This is a genomic window from Streptomyces sp. Je 1-332 (assembly GCF_040730185.1).
Taxonomy (GTDB): domain Bacteria; phylum Actinomycetota; class Actinomycetes; order Streptomycetales; family Streptomycetaceae; genus Streptomyces.
Genome location: NZ_CP160402.1, coordinates 5,525,986 through 5,544,992 on the forward strand (window position 1 = coordinate 5,525,986; position 19,007 = coordinate 5,544,992).

Here is a 19,007-nt window from a genome sequence, read left to right on the forward strand (position 1 = left end):
AGTTGGGTGCGACCCGCTGTGTTGTGTCCGGTGCAGGACGATCAGATCTCGTCCTCGTCCGGTACCTCCACCTCGCCGCCCAGCGCCTTGGCGATCGCGGCGAACTCGTTGAGCGCGGACTGCAGGTCGCGGACGATCTCCTCTGCGATCACCTCGGGCGGCAGGTCCGAGTCCGCGTCCTCCAGGGCCGGGTCCTTGAGCCAGGTGACATCGAGGTTGACCTTGTCGCGGGCGGTCAGTTCCTCGTACGAGAACTTCCGCCAGGGCCCGAACTCGGCGTTGCCGTCGGCGTCTTCGGTCTTCTGCTCGACGCGGTCGGCAATCGGCTCGCCCGGCTTGTACGCGGCGACGAAGTCGTCCAGGTGGGCGCGGGTGAGGGGGCGCTGCTTCAGGGTGAAGTGCTGGCCGGTGCGGAAGTCGTAGAACCACGTGTCGGTCGTGTGCGGCTTGCCGTCCGCTCGAGGGGACTTCCTGTCGAAGAAGAGGACGTTTGCCTTGACGCCGCCCGCGTAGAAGATGCCGGTGGGCAGGCGCAGGACGGTGTGCAGGTCGAACTCGGTGAGCAGCTTGCGGCGGACCTTTTCGCCGGCGCCGCCCTCGAAGAGGACGTTGTCGGGGAGGACGACGGCGGCACGGCCGCCGATGGCGGTCAGCGACATGATGTGCTGAAGGAAGTTGAGCTGCTTGTTGGTGGTGGTCGCGGTGAAGTCGTCGCGGTCGTACTGGGTGTCTTCCTTCTCGGCGTCGCCGTCCTGGCCGATGACGGTGATCGCCGACTTGCGGCCGAAGGGCGGGTTCGCGAGCACGAGGGAGGCGTGACGCCCAGACGGCTTCTCCGCGAGCGCGTCCTTCACTGTGATGAGGCTGGGGCCGTCGCTCTTGCCGATGCCGTGCAGCAGCATGTTCATGGCGGCGAGGCGGGCGGTGCCGGGGACCAGCTCGTTGCCCCAGATCTTGTCGCCGGTGTCGAACGCTTTGCGCTCGTCGAGCGGCATCGTGCTGATGTGGTGCTTGTTGATGTACGCGTAGGCGGCGATGAGGAAGCCGCCGGTACCGCAGGCGGGGTCCGTGATGGTGTCGTCCGGGCCGGGCCGGGTGACGTCGACCATGGCGTCGATGAGGGCGCGGGGCGTGAAGTACTGGCCTGCGCCGGTCTTGGTGTCGGAGGCGCCCTTGTTGAGGAGCCCCTCGTAGGCGTCGCCCTTGAGGTCTGTGCCCGTGACGGTCCAGTCCTCCTTGCCGATCAGCTCGACGACGAGCTTTTCGAGGAGGGCGGGCTTGGTGATGCGGTTCTGGGCGCCGTCGAAGATGGTGCCGATGGTGGTGTTGGGGTGGGTGCCGAGAGCCTTGAGCGTGGCGGAGTAGTGGGCTTCGAGGTCCGGACCGCGCTTGCGGGCGAGGGAGGCCCAGTTGTACTCGGCGGGGACGATGTTGCTGAAGTCCCGTGGGTTCCAGGGATCGTTCTGGAGCTCGTCGACCATCTTGAGGAAGAGCAGGTAGGAGAGCTGCTCCACGTACTCGATGGTGGACATGCCGTTGTCGCGGAGGACGTTGCAGTAGTTCCAGAGCTTCGCGACGAGGTGGTTGGTCTGCGCGGCGGCCTTTGCCGGCTTGGCGGCGTCGGGCGTGGTCTCGGTCACTGGAAGAGCTCCGGCTGGGTGGAGGTGGCGGGGGCGGCCGTGGGTTCGGGCGCGTGGGCCGTGGTCTTGCGGGTGGTTGCGCGCTTACGGAGTTGCCGGGGCTTCCTGGCGGCGGCTACGGCTGCTGTTCGCTCGGCGGCGATTCGCTCCAGGGCGACGGAGGCTGGCTCGTCAGCGGGATCCTGGGGGACGAGGGTGCCATTGAAGGCTTTGCGGAGGAGGGCGTTGCGAAGCGCGGCTGCGCGCTTCTGAGCGCGGAAGATCTCACCGCTGAGTGCCGCGATGCGCTCTTGCTCCTGTTCGGCACGCTTAACGATTACTTCTTGCGAATCAACGTCGGGCAGTGGGAACGTAAATGACTCGATGGCCGCCTGGTCGATCTTGGGCATTGAACCGGCGAGCCCCTTGGCTCTCCCCTTGAAGTAGGCTCTGCCTCTCCGGCTCTGCAAGTGGAGCAAAACGTATTCTGGAATCGCAGATTCCGAGAGGCGCGCTCTGATGAGGAGATCTGGGTAGATTGCCCAATCAGATTCCCCTCGATACAGGGCGGCCGTGCCTACCAGGTCGGGTGTATTCGAGCGCTGGACGAGGAGATCACCGGATTCGAGCCACAACCCTCGAACCCGTGCAGGATCGGCAACGGTCATCTTGGTGTGAGCATCGATAAATTCCGCGCTGGTCACTGCGGTCAGGCTCAACGTTCGGATGCCGGTGTGATCTGTAGACGCTTTCGCGGAGTGCCCGTTCCTTAGGGGCTCCCGCAGTACGTCCCTGAGCCTTACGGCCGGGGTACTCTCACCCTCGTTAAGGTCGGCATCAATCACTGCTTGCCGGAACTTGGACGCTCGAAGCTCGGCGAGGTGCAGAGATGCGCGAGCCGCGTCCAGTCGCGAAAGCTGTTCTTCGAGGGCCTCGACGATACGGTGCTGCTCCGGGAGTGGAGGCAAGGACACCGGTACCTCGCGCAGCCTCTGCTGAGGCAGGTGCTTGATTGTGCTTCCTGTCGCCAGCTTCGCCAGGATTCCAGTCGACGCTGCGTACTCCAGGTAGTAGCGCAGGTATAGCACGCTTAGGGCAGATGAAGAGCGAATCCTGTGCAGCGCCTTCTGGTACGCGATTTCCTTGTCCAGCTTCCAGATGGCGCAACGGCCGATCTCGCCTCCCTCGCACACCAGCAGGTCGCCTTTGCGTACGGTGAATCGCTCAACCTCACCGGCTGGGATGGCCATTTCAAGGACGTCGCTGGAGTCGATCTGACCCCACTGCACGTTGACGTTTCGTAGATATGGGCGAGTCGAGGAGTCGACGTTCTTCTTCTTGTCCAGCATCTTGCCGAGTGCGGTATCGGTGAGGTCCCCCAGGGGGGCTCGAACCCAGCCTGATGGCAATTCTGCAAAACCCTCGCTCAAGCCACTTCTCTATTCAGGTCGTCCAGCAACTGCAATGCCCGTCCAGGGTCTCCGAACGCCGCGACGAAACCGCGTCCACTCCCGCGCTCGGAGAACGGCGCCGCGTCGAAGTCGTCGCGCTCGATGCCGACACCCACCGCGATGACGTCCATGATGCGTTCCAGATACCAGAGCTGTGTGTCCGTGAATTCCGCGCCCGCCTGTCGCTGGCGTTGCACCCAGCCCTCGAAGCGCTCCTCGACCACCGTACGGTACGGGCGGAGTTCGTCGTCGACGCCGAGTTCGAAGCGGATGAGGTTCATGAGGTCGCCGAGGCCCGCCGACCTGCCGGGGGAGCCTGCGGCCTTGCCGAGTTCCTCGTACTGGTCCCAGATGACGCCGGTCGTCCAAGCCCGGTTACCCGCCCGGAGTTTCGTGGCGAGTTCCTTCAAATACGCGCGGGCCGCTTCCGGGCGATGCTTGGCGCCGCTGCCCAGGATGACCTGGAGGATGGCGTCCTCACCGGACGTCCGCATGCGTTCCTGTTCCTCGGAGAGCAGGTCCCGCCACTGCGCTATCGTCCGCTCGGCCCGCTCCGCCGCGCTCGTCTCGTCGAGGCCCATGACCTTGACCTCGGTCGTCTCGTCGTACGTGAGGTCCTGCTGGTGGCGAATCCGGAGGATGGTCCGGCGGAGCTCCGGGTTGACGGTCAGCGGTTCGATCGCGCGGTGGATCAGAGCGCGGGCAGCATCCGCCCCGCCCTCCCGTACGGCGCGGTCCTGCGTGTCGACGTCCGAGGCATCCGTGATCTTTCGGGCGATGCCGGCCAGGGTGATGCCGCCCGCCTCCGTCTCGATCAGCCGCTTCTCGTCCGCCGAGAGCTGCCGGTCCACGCGCGCGAGGCGCCGCGCCAGGGTCTGGGCGTCGTCGGCGGTCAGGCTGCGGCTGCCCGCCCTCTCCAGCAGCTTCTTCAGGGACGGGCCGCCCGCTCCCGGCGCGATCAGCGGCCGGGCGTCGACCAGCGGGGAGTCCGTCACGCCGACCGCGTCGACGATCACGAACCGGTCCTTCGACAGATCGTCGGCCGCCTCGGGCGTTACCGCCTTGAGCTCGTCGGCGTCGACCGTTCGGGCGCCGCGCCCCTTCATCTGCTCGAACAGGGTCGGGCTCTTCACCGCGCGCAGGAAGATCACCGCTTCCAGGGGGCGGACGTCCGTGCCCGTCGCGATCATGTCGACGGTCACGGCCACACGCAGCCGGGGCGAGTTGCGGAGGTCGTTGATCAAGGACTCCGGGTTCTCGCCGCTGGCGCGCGAGCGGTAGGTGATCTTCTTCGCGAACTCGTCGCCCCGGCCGAACACCTCCTTGACCTGCTTGATCACCTCGTCCGCGTGGTCGTCTCCCGCCGCGAAGATCAGCGTCTTCGGCAGTTCGGCCCGGTCGGGGAACCAGCGCTGCCAGTTGTTCTTGTAGACCCCCAGGACCGCGCGGATCTCGTCCGGGGCGATGACCGTGCGGCCGAGCTTCGCCGTCGTGTAGACGAAGTCGTCCTCCAGCTCCTCCAGGCGCTTCTCCCGGGTCGCCCGGTCAAGGATCTTGACCGTCGTGCCCTTCTCGATCCTCGCGCCGCCCGCTGCGCGCAGATCCGTGACGATGCGGACGACGTCGAAGTCGACGTTGACGCCGTCGGCCACCGCCTGCTCGTAGGTGTACTCCGAGACCGTTCTGCCGTTGAAGAAGCCTCTGGTCTGCGGGGTCGGGGTGGCGGTGAGGCCGACGACGTGCGCGTCGAAGTACTCCAGGACGCCGCGCCACAGGCCGTAGATCGAGCGGTGGCATTCGTCGACGACGATCAGGTCGAAGGACTCGATGGGGACGTCCGGGTTGTACTCGACGCTGACCGGCCGGTCCGTCACGTAACTGTCCTCGTGCGACACCGTCGGGTCGTCCGCCGCGTCGGCCGCCGACGGCGAGTCGTCCAGCGGCTCGCCCTTGAGCAGCGAGTACATGCGCTGGATCGTCGAGACGACCACGGACGACGTGTCCTGGATGCCGGTGCTGCCCAGCATGTCGACGTTGTAGAGGTCGGTGAACTTCCGGTTCTCGTCCGGCGTGACGTACGTGTCGAACTCGGCCCTGGCCTGGCGGCCCAGGTTGTTGCGGTCGACGAGGAAGAGGATGCGGCGTGCCTCTGCGTGCTTCAGCAGGCGGTACGCCTGGGTGACGGCGGCGAAGGTCTTGCCCGCGCCGGTCGCCATCTGGATCAGCGCCCGGGGGTGGTCCTCGGACAGCGACTCCTCCAGACCCGTGATCGCCTCGATCTGCGCGACCCGCAGTCCGTACGGCTCCAGGTGCGGGACCCGACTGCGCAGCGCGGCGCGGTAAGTGGGCGCTTCCGGGTTCTCCTCCGCGCGCCGCATCCAGAACCGGAAGGTCTCCGGGCGGTGAAAGGCGAACACCTCGCGGGAACGTGCATGCGGGTCGAGGCGGTTGAGAAAGTACGTCTCGGTGCCCGTGGTCGCGTAGCGGAAGGCGAAGGACTCGTCCTCGCTCCACACGGCCATTGAGTGCTCCTTGAGCACCCCTCGCGCGTACCGCTCGTGCTGCGCGAGGGCGCCCGCCAGCGGGGTTCCCTCCCGCTTGGCCTCGATGACACCGATGATCTTCCCGTCGACGTACAGAACGTAGTCGGCACGGCCTGTGGCCAGCGGGAACTCTCGGACGGCAACACCCGGGCCCGCGAGCGGGTTGAGGTCGTCACGGTCCTGGACGATCCAGCCGGCCTGGGCGAGGAGGTCGTCGATACGGACCCGGGCCTGGACCTCGTTGAGCGGGGCCGGGCTCTGGGCGCGCTCCAAAATGGCGTCGCGGGCGGCGCGATCGACCCGGCGCGGGGCGCGGCGCTCCCGTTCGTAGCGGCGCTTCTGCTCGGCCCGGAGCTCGTCGATCTCGGCCCGGTAGCGCGCCGCCTGCTCGGCGGCCTCTTCGCGGGCCTCCTGGGCTGCGGCGATCAGATGTTCGGCGTCGGCCCGCGCCTGGCGCTCCGCCTCCAGCTTGCTGCTGACCTCGCTGAGCCGGGTCCGGGACGCCACCAGCGTCGCCCGGTGGGAGGCGAGCGCCTCCTCCAACTCGGCGTGTTCGGCGGTGTTCCGCAGCTCCGGCAGGGTGGGCGGGACGAAGGCGGCGACTTCCCGTACGCCCTCGATGGCGCGGTAGAAGAAGTCACCGAGCTGGAAGCTGAGCTGGACCGCTTCGAGCGCCTTCGTCGTATCGAAGAGGTGGTTGTGCGCGGCGTCGTTGCGGCCGCGACGCAGTGCGTCGAACGCGGCCCGCGTCTGGCCGGGCAGCGCCTTCGCCCGGTCCAGAGCCGTCAGCCGGTCCACCTGGCGGTCTCCGTCCACGCGGACACCGAGCCGCTGGACGAGCTCGGCCGCCAGGACCTCGCCGAACTGGCCGGCGCTGACGTACGACGCGTTGGGGTTGGTAAAAACCGTCTGCTCGGCTTCGGACCCGTAGATGGCGAGGAGGGGTTGAAGGCGGTAAAGCCGCCCGAAGTTCGGCGACTTCTTCGCGGACCGCCGCAGCGGTTCCGGCAGACTTGCCGTCCTCTGGTGGCGTCCATGATCCTCCGCGCGCCGCTGTCCCACGTCTCGCTGCCCCCGCCCTGTCTCTGTGGTCCCCTGCTGTGCAGAGACGTCAGAGTACGGCGGGCACAGAAGTCACGCGTATGAAAGCGGTGATCTTTGGCCAACGGTGTGCCGGCAAGGGAGACGAACGGAGAGAGGCCGGAAAACTTGGGACGCAGGAAAGGGCGGCCAAGTCCGGGTCTGTCTCCAGGCCTTCTGAAAGCCTCCTGAAAGGCGCGAACAGCCGGGCCCACCTGGGGCCCGGCTGTTCTGGTGTGGGTGGGCGTCAGCCGTTGGCCAGGGCCTGGACGCGGTCGAGCGCGCCGTTGAACTTGTTGTGGTCCCCGACCGTCGGGCCGGTCGACGTGTACTGCCACATCGTCTGGACGCCCCAGCCCGCGGGCAGTTCACCCGGCGAGGTGTTGTACCGCGCGATCCACAGCGGGTTGTTGGCCGCGAAGCCGCCGTAGTTGCCGGTGCACTGCTTCCACCAGCTGGTGGCCGTGTAGATCACCGCGTGCCGCCCGGTGCGCGCCTTGTACTGATTCAGGAAGTCCCGGATCCAGGTCACCATCGCGGACTGTGACTTGCCGAAGCAGGCCGCCCCGTACGGATTCCACTCGATGTCCAGCGCGCCCGGCAGCGTCTTGCCGTCGCGGGACCAGCCACCGCCGTTGTCCACGAAGTAGTTGGCCTGGGTGGCGCCGCTCGTGGTGTCGGGCGTGGCGAAGTGATAGGCGCCGCGGATCATGCCCACGTTGTACGAACCGTTGTACTGCTGGGTGAAGTACGGGTTCTTGTAGTACGTGCCCTCGGTGGCCTTCACGTAGGACCACTTCACGCCGCTGTTCCAGAGCGTCGCCCAGGCGACGTTGCCCTGGTGGCTGCTGACGTCGACGCCTTCGGTCTGTACGGCGTCGCCGCTGGGCGGCAGACTGCCCTGCCCGTCGTGCTCGACGACGCCCTGGCCCATGCGGGCGGAGCCGCGGGCGGGGGTGTCGTCGCCGCCGGCGGCCTGTGCGGCGCCCGGCAGCGTGAGGAGGAGGGAGAGGGCGGAGAGGACTGAGAGCAGGACTGCGGCCGCTGACCAGCGGGAGCGGCGGGGCGTTCCGGGTCTGTGCACGGGCATGTACGTGCCTCCGTAGGCCTCGGGTGAGCTCGATGGAGCTCGTGGGGGGACCTGTCGACATGTTGTGGTGTGAACATGTCATCTACGACGCTACGCAGGTAGACCCGAGGCTGGGAAGAGGGTTCGGTCTCTGCCGTTGGTCTACTCCAGCGGCGGTGTCCTCGGCGTGCCCCGCCGAGGCGTTGCGAAATACTGGGCGAGCTGCGGCGATGGACCGACGCGGACGTCTGCCGCCGTGCGGGGCGGAAAGTTTTCATGATCCGGAAAGAAAGCGTGCCATGGGTGCTGGAGCTGAAGTGCACGAGGGCGAGAACGACGGGGGAGTCGACGTGAGCGGGGGTGTCGACGTGAACAGGGGCCTCGAAGTGAACCGGGGTGTCGACCGTGAGTTCCTCTCCCTGGAGCGCGAGTTGACGCTGCTGCTGCGCCGGGCACGTGCCTCGTCCGGGGAGATGGCGCGCCAGGTCCACCCCGACCTGGAGCCCGCCGCGTACGGACTCCTGGTCTGCCTCGACGACTCGGGCCCGCAGCGGGCCACGGATCTCGCCGCGTACATCGGCGTCGGCAAGGCGACGATGAGCCGCCAGCTGCGTGCGCTGGAGGAGCTGGGGCTGGTCGCCCGCGAGCCCGATCCCGCTGACGGGCGGGCGTGGTTGGTGCACCTCACGGAGGTGGGCGGTGCGCGGTTCCGTACGGTGCGGGCGGGGCGGCGGGAGCGGTACGTGCGGAAGCTGGCGGGGTGGGACCGGGCGGAGGTGGCGGAGCTTGCCCGCTTGCTGCGGCAGCTGAACGAGTCCCCGGAGTCTTGAGGGGCGGGGTGTTGTGGGGGGCGCGATTCTGTCTGCGGGTGGGTTGTGGTTGCTCGCGCAGTTCCCCGCGCCCCTTGGGGGGCGTCTGTCCTCTGCCATCTGCGGGTCGGGTGTGGTTGCTCGCGCCGTTCCTCGCGCCCCTTTCGGGGCTACAGCTCCGCGTAGATGACCGCCGCGTCGTCATGCCGCTTGCCCCGTGGGAATCCCGTGCCCTCCGGGTCCGCTCGCTCCAGTTCCCGCACCCGGTCCACCAGGCGCTGCGGGCCGTCCTTCCGTAGCAGTGCGAAGCACTCCGCCCAGTCGCCCTGCCGGAACGTCTCGACCCAGCGCCCGACCCCGTCCGTCAGGGCCGCCACCGCCGACACCTCGGCGCGCGGCCGGGTTCCGGTGACCGCCCGCTCCGCCGCCGAGGGGTCGGCGGCGGCGGTGAAGAAGCCGTCCTCCGCGTTCCGCAGGGCCTCGACGGCGGCGCCGTACGCGCGGCCGGCCTCCTCGCGCTCGGCGGAGCCCCGTGGCAGCGCGCGCACCGCGTCCCGCATCGCGCGGATCGTCGGCGGCAGGTGCGCGAGGCGCTCGTCGAGCACCGGCGTCACCAGACCGTCCGGGCCCGCCAGCAGGAGCGCCGAGTCGGACAGGACGAGGTACTCGACCTGCTCCTCGTCCCAACGCACCAGAATCACGGTCGCCTGAGGCGTACGCGGGTGAGAAAGGTCACAGGTCCGCACATGCGCCTCCGCGGTGCGCGTGATCGCCGCCGCGAGGATCTCAGAGAGCGTCATATCCCGCCGTGAAACGGACAGTTCCCCCAGTGCGCCCCCGAGTCGCGCCGTGAACCAAGGGACGGAATGCAGACAGCCGTCGTCTCCGACAGGTGGAGTCACCCCGTCCAGAAGGACGAGCGATCCGCCTTGTCCGGCCGCGGGAAGAATCACCGCGGCGTAGTCCTCGTTGGGGCGTGCGGGGTCTCCGGGCTCGGTGGCGAGTTCGATATGCATCCGGCCAGTCTGCACGAGGCCTTCACAAGGTCATCGGGAGGTCGCGGAGAGCCGGAAGTTGGCCCGGACCAGCAGGTCAGACGCCGGATTTCAGTCGGAATGATCGCTTCCAGCGGCGTGTGGCGGCGCATCCTGCCAAAGCCTGCGGTCGACGTCCAACCGGCGCTCCGAGGCGGGTACTTTCGGCCCCCGGCGGAACTTGCTCGCCAACTCCCCGCCGATGTTCACTCCTTCGGGTGGCCAGGCATGTGATGCACGACTGCCACCCATCGGCACTGGAAGGGTCTGGAGCCGTACCGGGGGGCGCGTGTGTTGACGGATCGTCACCCGGGCCCATGGGCAGACGGAAAACAAGAATGCGAGCACCGGTGCAGAAGATGCGGCCTGGGCGCAAGGGCAAGCAGACGGCTTCCGAGGAGGCCACGCCGGGCGCGACCACCCCTACGGAGCGTTCGCCCGAGCCCGCAGCGGGAGAGACCTCCGAGCCCGCGGTGGGAGAGCACACCACCCCCGCGGTGACGCCTCCTGACGGCTCGAAGCCCGTGCAGCCCACGAAGTCGGTCAACTCCAAGCCCACCGCGCGCGTACGCAATCGGCTGATCGTCGCCGTCGCGGTGGTGGCCGCCGCGATCGCCGGGGCCGGAGCGCCCGCCGTCGTCGCCGCGTCCGGGCAACTGAGCGACGCACAGCAACTGGTGACCCTCGCCGAGCGCACCCAGGACGCCGTCTCCCTCGGCCACTCGCTGGCCGACGAGCGTGACGAGGTCACCTCGTTCATCGCGGCCGGCCGCCCGCAGGGCCGGGGACTGTCCGAGAGCCGCAGCGCCCGCGTGGACCGTCAGATCGAGGAGCTGCGCACCGCCGACGCCCCGGCCGGACTGCGCAAGGACCTCTCCGACATCGCCGCCGTGCGCAGAGCGGCGCTCACCGGCAAGAGCACCGCTCTGCAAGCCCACACGGCGTACTCGGACGTCATCACCGAACTGCACGGCCTGACCCGCGAACTCGCGGAGAAGACCCCGCCGCGCGCGGGCTCCGGCGCCTACGCCCTCGCGGACCTGGACCACGCCGTCGAACAGGCGGCGAGCGCCCGCGGCCTGCTCCTCGCCACCCTCGCCGTCCCGCGTTCCACGGAGACCAGCACCGCCGTCGACCCCGTCACCGGCCTTCCCACCACGGTGGTCGACGAGTCCCCCGCCGCGGGCAGGACACGCGACGCCCTCAGCGCCGCGGGCCAGCAGGCCCACACCCGCGCGGAGGCGGCCCTCGCCGACTTCCGGGACGCGGCCACGGACGGCGCCCGCACCACGTACGAATCGGCCGTCACGGGCCACGAGGTGACGACGGCCGAGAAGTACCTCTCCCGCCTCACCGACCAGCCCACACTCTCCACCGCCGAGCTCGGCTACGACCGCAAGAAGCTCGACACCGCGCTCTCCGCCCGCATCGAGACGATGCGCGGCGCCGAGTCCGCGCTCACGGTGCAGCGCACCAAGGACCTCGCCGGGCTGCGCGACGACGACGTGACGGCCCTGGAGATCCGCGTCGCGCTCATCGGCGTCACGCTGCTCGTCGCGGTCGGCGTCTCCATGGCGATGGCCCGCAGCCTGACCCGCCCGCTCGCCGTCCTGCGCATCGGCTCGGGCCGCCTCGCCCACGAGCCCGCGCCCCAGGAGCCGATCCGCTTCACGGGCCGCGACGACGAGTTCGCCCAGGTCGTACGGTCCGTCAACGCGCTGCACGAGCACGCGACCGCCCTCACCGAGCGCCTCACCACGCTCGAAGCGGACCGCAAGCACCTCATCGGGCAGCGCCGGTCCATGGCCGACGAGCGCGAGACGCTGCGCGAGGAACTGGCCGAGGCGGCGGCCCACTTGGAGCGCGTACGCCAGTCCATCCACGGCACGTTCGTCAATCTGGCCCTGCGCACCCTCGGCCTGGTCGAGCGGCAGCTCGCCGTCATCGAGAACCTCGAGGACCGCGAGCAGGACCCCGACCGCCTCGCCACGCTCTTCAAGCTCGACCACTTCGCCACGGTCATGCGCCGCCACAGCGAGAACCTCCTCGTCCTCGCCGGCGCCGAGCACGGCCACCAGCACCCCGGTCCGGTCCCGCTCGTCGACGTCGTACGGGCCGCCGTCTCCGAGATCGAGCGGTACGAGCGGGTGCGCATCGCCACGCTGCCGCCGCACGCGCATGTCGCGGGCTTCGCCGCGGACGACATCAGTCACCTGGTCGCCGAACTCCTGGAGAACGCGACCTCGTTCTCGCCGCCGGACGCCTCCGTCGAGGTCTCCGGATGGCTCCTGGAGAGCGGCGAGGTCATGCTCTCCGTGCAGGACGAGGGAATAGGGGTAACCGAGGACCGCATGGAGGAGCTCAACTCCCGCCTCGCGGACTTCCGCCCCGACGACGCGTACGACCAGGAGAGCGGCGACGGGCTCGGGCTCGGCCTCTACGTCGTGGCCCGGCTCGCCGCGCGGCACGGGGCCCGGGTCCGGCTGCGCGAGCAGAAGCAGGGCGGTGTCGCGGCGGTCGTCGTCCTGCCGAAGTCGATCCTCGCCGCGGCGCCCGCGGTGCCGGCTCCGCCGGTCGGTGTGCCGGTGGCCGGCGCGGCGCCCGCCCTGCACCTGCCGGGCTCGGAGGCCGAGGCCAACTCCAACGTGCTGCCGGGCCGCTCGGCGCTGACCGCTGCCGCGGGGGGCGACGAGGACCCGCTGATCGCAGCCGCGGAGCACGCTGTGCGGGAGGCGGAGTCTGAATCTGAGCCCGCGGCTTCGCCTGAAACGACTCTGGAGCTGACCCCTCCGGAAGCCCCCGAGGAGCCCGAAGCGGAGGCACAGCAGGACGGCCCTGAGCCGGAGGCCGCCCCCGACCCTGCCCCCGCCCCCAAGTGGGAGCGCGTCACCGACAAGGGCCTCCCCAAGCGCACGCCCAAGATCACCGCGCCCGAGACGACCGTGCCCAAGCCGCGCGGCTCCGTCGACGCCGAAGCGCTGCGCAAGCGGCTCGGGGGATTCCACCAGGGAGCCATCAGTGGCCGCCGTGACGTCGAGGCCGAGCTGACCGAACGTAACGAACGTACCGAACGCAATGAAGAGACCGAAAACATGGGGGACACAGTCGAGGAGGCAAGTAGTTGACTGCGCCCATGCGCTCGCCCAGTTCTTCCACCGGCAGTAAATCCACCGGCAGCCCCACCGCCGGCAGCACCTCCGCCGGGTTCGGACTGAGCAGCGAAGCCCGCAACCTGCACTGGCTGCTGACGAACCTCGTCGAGGAGGTGCCAGGTCTGCTCTCGGTCGCGGTGGTCTCCTCCGACGGTCTGCTCCTGCTCTCCTCCGACCCCGCCCGTAACAACGAGCAGTCGGTCGACAACAGTTCGGGCCCCCGAGGTTCCAGCGCGGACCTCGCCACCATCGTGTCCGGCCTCGGTTCGCTCTGCATCGGCGCCGCCAAGCTGATGGACGCGGGACCGGTCAAGCAGACCGTCGTCGCGATGGAGGAGGGCAGCCTCTTCGTCATGTCGATCAGCGACGGCTCGCTGCTCGGCGTGCACGCCACCCCGGACTGCGACATGAGCGTCGTCGCGTACCACATGGCGCTCTTCGTCGGCCGCGCCGGGCATGTCCTCACCCCCGAACTCCGCAGCGAGCTGCGCCAGTCGATGGAGAGCGTCCGATGAGCAGTAAGTCCGGGAAACTGCCGCAGCGCGGCGGCGATCGCAAACCCGCCCGCGTACGGCCGTACTCCCTCACCGGCGGCCGCACCCGCTTCGGCCACGTCCTGCTCGTCGAGACGTTCGTCGCCGCCCTCGAAGCCCCCGAGGAGCGCCGCGAGCTGCCGCAGGGCAACGCCATCGCCCGCGTGATGCCGGAGATGCGGGCCATCGTCGAGATCTGCCGCCGTATGCGTACGGTCGCGGAGATCGCCGCGCTGTTGAAGATGCCGCTCGGCGTGGTCCGCGTACTGCTCAGCGACCTCGCAGACCAGGGAAAGATCCGCGTGTACGGAACGGGCCACGGCCCGGGACAGCCGGACCGCGCACTGCTCGAAAGGGTGCTCAGTGGACTCCGCCGTCTCTGAAATCCGGCACCCGGGCCCCGACCCGGACGAGAACCTCCAGGCCTGGCAGACGGACCGCACCCGCGCCCCGATCGCCACGAAGATCGTGGTGGCGGGCGGCTTCGGCGTCGGCAAGACGACCCTGGTCACCGCGGTCTCCGAGATCACGCCCCTCCAGACGGAGGCGCTGATGACGCAGGCGAGCGAGGACACGGACGACCTCACGTCGACCCCGGACAAGACCACGACCACGGTCGCCATGGACTTCGGCCGGATCACGCTCGACGACGACCTCGTGCTCTACCTCTTCGGTACGCCGGGGCAGCAGCGCTTCTGGTTCATGTGGGACGACCTGGTGCGCGGCGCGATCGGCGCGGTGGTCCTCGCCGACACCCGCCGCCTGCCCGACTGCTTCCCGGCGCTCGACTACTTCGAGAGCTGCGGACTTCCGTACATCGTGGCCGTCAACCACTTCGACGGCACCGAGGAGTTCGAGCCCGCGGACGTCCGTGAGGCGCTGACGATCCCGCCGCACATACCGGTGCTGATCATGGACGCGAGGCAGCGGATCTCGGTGATCGAGTCGCTGCTCTCGCTGGTGGGCCACGCCCTCGCAGCAACCCCCGAATAGTTCTTGCTTTGACCCCGTAGGAGAAGTTGCCGCATGCGGAAGATACTCGTCGTCGGAGCCGGTCAGGCCGGTCTCCAGATCGCCCTCGGACTCCAGTCGCAGGGGTACGAGGTCACCCTGATGTCCAACCGCACGGCGGACGAGGTCCGGTCCGGCCGTGTGATGTCCACGCAGTGCATGTTCCACACGGCGCTGCAGCACGAGCGCGACCTCCAGCTGAACTTCTGGGAGTCGCAGGCCCCCAGGATCGAGGGTGTCGGCGTCTCGGTCGCCGGGCCCGACTCCTCCCGCGTCATCGACTGGGTCGGCAAGCTGGACGGCTTCGCCCAGTCCGTCGACCAGCGCGTGAAGATGGCGGGCTGGATGGAGACGTTCGCGCAGCGGGGCGGCCAGCTGGTCATCCACGGCGCGGCGGTCTCGGACCTCGACTACTTCTCCCGCACGTACGACCTGGTGCTCGTCTCCGCGGGCAAGGGCGAGCTGGTCTCGATGTTCGAGCGGGACGCCTCGCGCTCCCCGTACGACACCGCGCAGCGTGCCCTCGCCGTCGCGTACGTCCACGGCATGGGCCCGCGCCCCGAACACCCCGAGTTCGACGCGGTGCGGTGCAACCTCGTGCCGGGCGTGGGCGAACTCTTCGTCATGCCGACCCTCACCACGTCCGGGCGCGCGGACATCCTGTTCTGGGAGGGCGTGCCGGGCGGCCCGCTGGACGTCTTCCAGGGCGTCAAGGACCCCTCCGATCACCTCGCGCTGACCCTCGAACTCCTGGAGAAGTTCACGCCGTGGGAGTACGCGCGGGCGACGAAGGTCGAACTCACGGACGCGGGCGGCACGTTGAGCGGCCGATACGCGCCGACGGTGCGCAAGCCGATCGGCCGGCTGCCGGGCGGCGGCCTGGTCCTGGGTGTCGCGGACGTGGTGGTCGCCAACGACCCGATCACGGGCCAGGGCTCCAACTCGGCGTCGAAGTGCGCCGCTTCGTACCTCGACTCGATCATCACGCACGGCGACAAGCCGTTCGACGCCGACTGGATGCAGTCCACCTTCGACCGGTACTGGGAGACGGCTCAGCACGTCACCAAGTGGACGAACGCGATGCTGTCCCCGCCGCCGGAGCACGTCCTGAACCTCATCGGCGCAGCGGGCCAGCTCCAGCCGGCCGCGGACCGCTTCGCGAACGGCTTCAACGACCCGTCGGACTTCGAGAACTTCTTCTACGAGCCGGAGAAGACGGGCGCGTACCTGGGCTCACTCTCCGGCGCCTGACGGCGGCTCGTCCGGCTCTCTCCCGGGGGCCCAGTCCTCGCGGTCAGCCGCGCGCTCCGGGGCGTGTGCCCCGGGGCGCGTGCTGCGGGCGCCCGGCTCTACCCCCGCGGCGCCCCCGCCGCCCCGTACCCCGTGTCGCCGCCCTTCAGCGCCCCGCGCGGCAGCTTCGGTGGTTCGTAGCCCTTCATGGGCTTCGCCGAGGGGTCGGGGCGTACCGCTCCCCGCACGGGGTTCGCGGCGATGGGGGAGACCTTGACCTTGGCACCGGGGCGCGGGGCCTGGATCACCATGCCGTCGCCCAGGTACAGCGCCACATGCGTGGCCTTGGGGAAGTAGACGATCAGGTCACCCGGCCGCAGCTTGCGCAGTGAGACCCGGCGCAGCTGAGCCCACTGCTCCTGCGACGTGCGGGGGATCTCCTTTCCCGCCTTGGCCCACGCCTGTGAGGTAAGACCCGAGCAGTCGAAGGCCCTGGGGCCCTCGGCGCCCCACTTGTACGGCTTGCCGATCTGCCGCACGGCGTAGGAGAGCGCCTTGTCCCCTCGCCGGGACGGTGGCCTGGTCGGTGCGGCGGAGCCCGGGGATCCGCTCAGGGAGCCCGACTTCAGGAACTTTCGCTGGGACTCGGCCATGCCCTCCTGCTCCGCCCGCGCCAGGTCCTCCAGCTGTTCCGCGCTCAGCGAGGCCAGCAGTTCCTCGACCTCCTTCAACTGGCCCTTGACCGTGTCGCGTGCTTCCTTCTGGCGTGCGGCGAGGGCGAGTTGGGTCTCCAGGGCCTTCTTCGCCTCGGACGCCAGATCGGCTGCCTTCTTCTCGCCGCCGACCAGACGGTCCACGGTCGCGGCGCGCTCGGCCGACGCCCGCCCGATCACACGCCCCTGGTCGAGGGCCTGCTGCGGGTTGCGGGCCAGCAGGAGACGTACGTAGGGGGAGATGTTCGTTCTGCCCTGGTACTGCTGGCGCGCGAAGCGGCCCGCCGCGCCACGGCTGTCGCGCACCGACGTCCGGGCGCGGGCCAGATGGCCGTTGAGGCGCTTGACCTCCGCGCGCTGCTCCTTCAGTTTCTCCGCGGTCGCGTTGTACGTCTCCGTCGACTCCTCGGCCTTCCGGTACAGCTCCTGAAGGTCCGTCAGGAGATCGGACACCGGGCGCTCTCCGGCGCCGTCGGGCCCCGGGACGGCGTACGCCGGGTAGGCGGGGGCGAGCAGCGCCCCGACCGCGGCGCCCGTACCGACCCATCGCAGCAACCTGCCTGACATGCCATCACCTCCGGCGCGTGGCGGCGGTTCCGCCCCGCACCGCGAGCATCAGGCGCCCCGCGGCGGCCCGCCTCCGGAAGGTGCGCGGGTTGGCGCAATGCGGTCACTCGTCCAGGGGCCCACGGCGCGGCACCCTTGCGGAGGCGACGCTCAGGCCGCCCCGCCCGGCTTCGACCAGGGCCACTTCAAGCCGGGCCCGGCCTTGTCGCCCTCGGGGTCGTACTCGTACGTCCAGCCCTGGTGCAGGCCGAGCCGCTTGCCCGAGGTCCTGGACACCCGGCGGTACACGAGCACGGTCGGCGGGCCGCCCGCCTCGTCCGGCACGGGGACGCGGTACACCTTCGGGGGGTGGCCGGTCGGGCCGAGCAGGATGGGCAGGACGCGGCCGTCCAGGGGGCCACCCACGAAGGGGGTGTCTTCGCTCTTCACCCGGTCAGTGTCACAGCAGGCGCCCGCCGCGCGTCACAGCAGGTGCGCCGCGTCGCTCACCACGGGAAGCACCCGTCGGGCGAGCGAGCCCGCGGGGCCGTCCGACGTCTCCATGGTCAGGGCCACCCGTACCGCCTCCGCGGTCTGCGGGTCGCGGCCCGCCGATGCCACCAGGACCGCCATGAACTGCTCGACCAGCCAGTCCCGCAGCTCGTCCAGCGGCGGCTGCTTCTCCTCGTCCAGCCAGATCAGGGACGCCGCCTCGACGGAGGTGATCCACATCCGCACGGTCATCCGCAGCCGGGGACCCGTGGCGCCCACGACCTCCAGGTGGGCCAGGATGTGCTCGGCGGCCGTCCTGCGCACCTCGTCCACGATGGCCGTGGTCCGCGAGGTCTCCACGACGCTGCCGCCCTGGAGCAGCGCGCTGAACCCCGCGTCGTGCTGGTCGACGAAGGCGAGGTAGCGGTCGAGCGCGTTCGCGAGTCGCTGGGTGAGCGGACCCTCCGGAGGCTCGGCGAAGCACTGCTCAAGCTCGTCCGCCGCGGAGCGCAGCGCGGCCTCGTACAACTGCTGCTTGCCGCCCGGGAAGTAGCGGTAGACGAGCGGCCGGGAGACGCCGGCCGCCTCCGCGACATCGTCGAGGGAGACCTCGTCGGGTGCGCGCACCGCGAAGAGGGACAGGGCGGCCTCCTTGAGCTGCCGCTGCCGCTCTTCGACACTGAGGCGCCGGTACGCGCGGGTGGGAGCAGGCGAGGTCATGCCTCGCAGCGTAACCGCCCTTTCGAACAAGCGCCCAGGAACCCCGCGTACCCTCTTCGCTACGCCAGGAGGCCCGAGCTCTTCCACAGCCGCCGTCCCGCGCCCCGCAGCACCCCGATGTCGTCCAGGAAGTCCGTCAGACGCTTGGCTCCCGTCTGCATGATCTCGCGGCGGTGGGCGCTCGCCTTGACCTGGGCCATGGCCTCGCGCTTGTCCAGGCCGACGTTCGTGTAGACCTCGGGGTTGATGAAGGCGATGGAGAAGACGCGGGCGAACTCGCCGGAGGTGAGGCGGGTGAACTCCTGGGACCAGCGCGGCGCCGTCACCATCTGACGCCGCAGCTCCTCACGGGCGTACCGCACATGGCGCGCCTCCTCCACGACGTGGATCCGCGTGACGCCGCGCACCAGCGTCTGGACGCGCTCGTCCGGGAACGTCAGGCGCTGCATCCAGTCGAGGATCTCCTCGCCGAGCAGCGTCGCCGTGAACGAACCGGGCGTCGTCGAGATGGTCTTGAAGAGCCGGCCGAGGTTCCGGTGCACGGTGCTGACCGGGTAGTACGGCGTGTCCCCGCGCGTGATCAGGCGCGCGAACATCTTCGAGTGCCGGCACTCGTCCTCGATCTCGGTCAGGGCATACCGCACGTGCGCGCTCGTCGCCGGCTTGTCGTAGACGTGCCGTACGAGCAGCTGCATCAGGATCAGCTCGAACCAGATGCCGAGCGAGGCGAGCGCGGCGGCCTCGTGCTGGGAGAGCGCGATGCGCTGCTCCTCGCTCATCCGCCGCCACATCGGCGTGCCGTACAGGGAGAGCAGCTCCGGGGGCCAGAACCACTTGCCCTCCTCGAAGGGCGCCTCCCAGTCCAGCTCCTTGTCGGGGTCGAAGGAGTGCTTGGCGGAGGAGTCGAGCAGCCGCTCGGCCACCTGCTCCCGGTCCTTGAGCGCTCCGAGCGCGTCCCGCAGCCCTTCGATCGCCGCGTCCTGCGTGCTGGTCGTCATGACTCTG

General features: G+C 69.6%; 15 protein-coding genes. 6 read left to right on the top strand and 9 right to left on the bottom strand.

Features of this window, described 5'->3' with window-relative positions:
• Positions 1–41: 41 nt before the first annotated feature.
• The 4 genes from ABXJ52_RS25170 to ABXJ52_RS25185 all read right to left on the bottom strand — a co-directional run bounded on the left by ABXJ52_RS25170 (position 42) and on the right by ABXJ52_RS25185 (position 7,783).
• The gene (locus tag ABXJ52_RS25170) at positions 42–1,640 is read right to left on the bottom strand and encodes a class I SAM-dependent DNA methyltransferase (protein ID WP_367044938.1); all 1,599 of its coding nucleotides are present in this window, start codon (positions 1,638–1,640) and stop codon (positions 42–44) included.
• On the bottom strand, positions 1,637–3,049 hold the full coding sequence (locus tag ABXJ52_RS25175) for a restriction endonuclease subunit S (RefSeq protein WP_367044939.1): 1,413 nt from the start codon (positions 3,047–3,049) through the stop codon (positions 1,637–1,639). The genes ABXJ52_RS25170 and ABXJ52_RS25175 overlap by 4 nt, the downstream gene beginning before the upstream one ends.
• A complete protein-coding gene (locus ABXJ52_RS25180; RefSeq protein ID WP_367044940.1) occupies positions 3,046–6,675 on the bottom strand; it encodes a DEAD/DEAH box helicase family protein in 3,630 nt (1,209 codons plus the stop codon). Before ABXJ52_RS25180 ends, ABXJ52_RS25175 begins: the two co-directional genes overlap by 4 nt.
• 265 nt (positions 6,676–6,940) lie before the next feature.
• A complete protein-coding gene (locus ABXJ52_RS25185; protein ID WP_367044941.1) occupies positions 6,941–7,783 on the bottom strand; it encodes a lysozyme in 843 nt (280 codons plus the stop codon).
• A gap of 278 nt (positions 7,784–8,061) precedes the next feature.
• Here ABXJ52_RS25185 and ABXJ52_RS25190 point away from each other — a divergent pair, with 278 nt between their 5' ends.
• Positions 8,062–8,592 carry a MarR family transcriptional regulator gene (locus ABXJ52_RS25190; RefSeq protein WP_367044942.1) on the top strand — a complete coding sequence of 177 codons (531 nt, stop codon included), beginning with the start codon at positions 8,062–8,064 and terminating at the stop codon, positions 8,590–8,592.
• Positions 8,593–8,741: 149 nt separating this feature from the next.
• Here ABXJ52_RS25190 and ABXJ52_RS25195 read toward each other — a convergent pair whose 3' ends face one another.
• On the bottom strand, positions 8,742–9,587 hold the full coding sequence (locus ABXJ52_RS25195; RefSeq protein ID WP_367044943.1) for a hypothetical protein: 846 nt from the start codon (positions 9,585–9,587) through the stop codon (positions 8,742–8,744).
• A 356-nt stretch (positions 9,588–9,943) separates the two neighbouring features.
• On the opposite strand from ABXJ52_RS25195, the gene ABXJ52_RS25200 reads away from it, so the two are divergent.
• From ABXJ52_RS25200 to ABXJ52_RS25220, 5 genes are read left to right on the top strand one after another with little or no spacing between them, the layout of a single operon-like run.
• Positions 9,944–12,730 carry a nitrate- and nitrite sensing domain-containing protein gene (locus ABXJ52_RS25200; protein ID WP_367044944.1) on the top strand — a complete coding sequence of 929 codons (2,787 nt, stop codon included), beginning with the start codon at positions 9,944–9,946 and terminating at the stop codon, positions 12,728–12,730.
• A gap of 8 nt (positions 12,731–12,738) precedes the next feature.
• Complete coding sequence (locus ABXJ52_RS25205) at positions 12,739–13,272, top strand: roadblock/LC7 domain-containing protein (RefSeq protein WP_367044945.1); 534 nt, start codon at positions 12,739–12,741, stop codon at positions 13,270–13,272.
• The gene (locus ABXJ52_RS25210; protein WP_367044946.1) at positions 13,269–13,673 is read left to right on the top strand and encodes a DUF742 domain-containing protein; all 405 of its coding nucleotides are present in this window, start codon (positions 13,269–13,271) and stop codon (positions 13,671–13,673) included. The genes ABXJ52_RS25205 and ABXJ52_RS25210 overlap by 4 nt, the downstream gene beginning before the upstream one ends.
• A complete protein-coding gene (locus ABXJ52_RS25215) occupies positions 13,654–14,283 on the top strand; it encodes an ATP/GTP-binding protein (protein ID WP_367044947.1) in 630 nt (209 codons plus the stop codon). Before ABXJ52_RS25210 ends, ABXJ52_RS25215 begins: the two co-directional genes overlap by 20 nt.
• Before the next feature lie 33 nt (positions 14,284–14,316).
• Complete coding sequence (locus ABXJ52_RS25220) at positions 14,317–15,552, top strand: styrene monooxygenase/indole monooxygenase family protein (RefSeq protein WP_367044948.1); 1,236 nt, start codon at positions 14,317–14,319, stop codon at positions 15,550–15,552.
• 98 nt (positions 15,553–15,650) lie between these two features.
• Here ABXJ52_RS25220 and ABXJ52_RS25225 read toward each other — a convergent pair whose 3' ends face one another.
• The 4 genes from ABXJ52_RS25225 to ABXJ52_RS25240 form a co-directional block, all read right to left on the bottom strand.
• The gene (locus ABXJ52_RS25225) at positions 15,651–16,811 is read right to left on the bottom strand and encodes an NlpC/P60 family protein (RefSeq protein ID WP_367044949.1); all 1,161 of its coding nucleotides are present in this window, start codon (positions 16,809–16,811) and stop codon (positions 15,651–15,653) included.
• A 150-nt stretch (positions 16,812–16,961) separates the two neighbouring features.
• On the bottom strand, positions 16,962–17,240 hold the full coding sequence (locus ABXJ52_RS25230; protein ID WP_367044950.1) for a hypothetical protein: 279 nt from the start codon (positions 17,238–17,240) through the stop codon (positions 16,962–16,964).
• Positions 17,241–17,273: 33 nt separating this feature from the next.
• Positions 17,274–18,002 carry a TetR/AcrR family transcriptional regulator gene (locus ABXJ52_RS25235; protein ID WP_367044951.1) on the bottom strand — a complete coding sequence of 243 codons (729 nt, stop codon included), beginning with the start codon at positions 18,000–18,002 and terminating at the stop codon, positions 17,274–17,276.
• 59 nt (positions 18,003–18,061) lie between these two features.
• On the bottom strand, positions 18,062–19,000 hold the full coding sequence (locus tag ABXJ52_RS25240; protein WP_367044952.1) for a diiron oxygenase: 939 nt from the start codon (positions 18,998–19,000) through the stop codon (positions 18,062–18,064).
• Positions 19,001–19,007 lie beyond the last annotated feature (7 nt).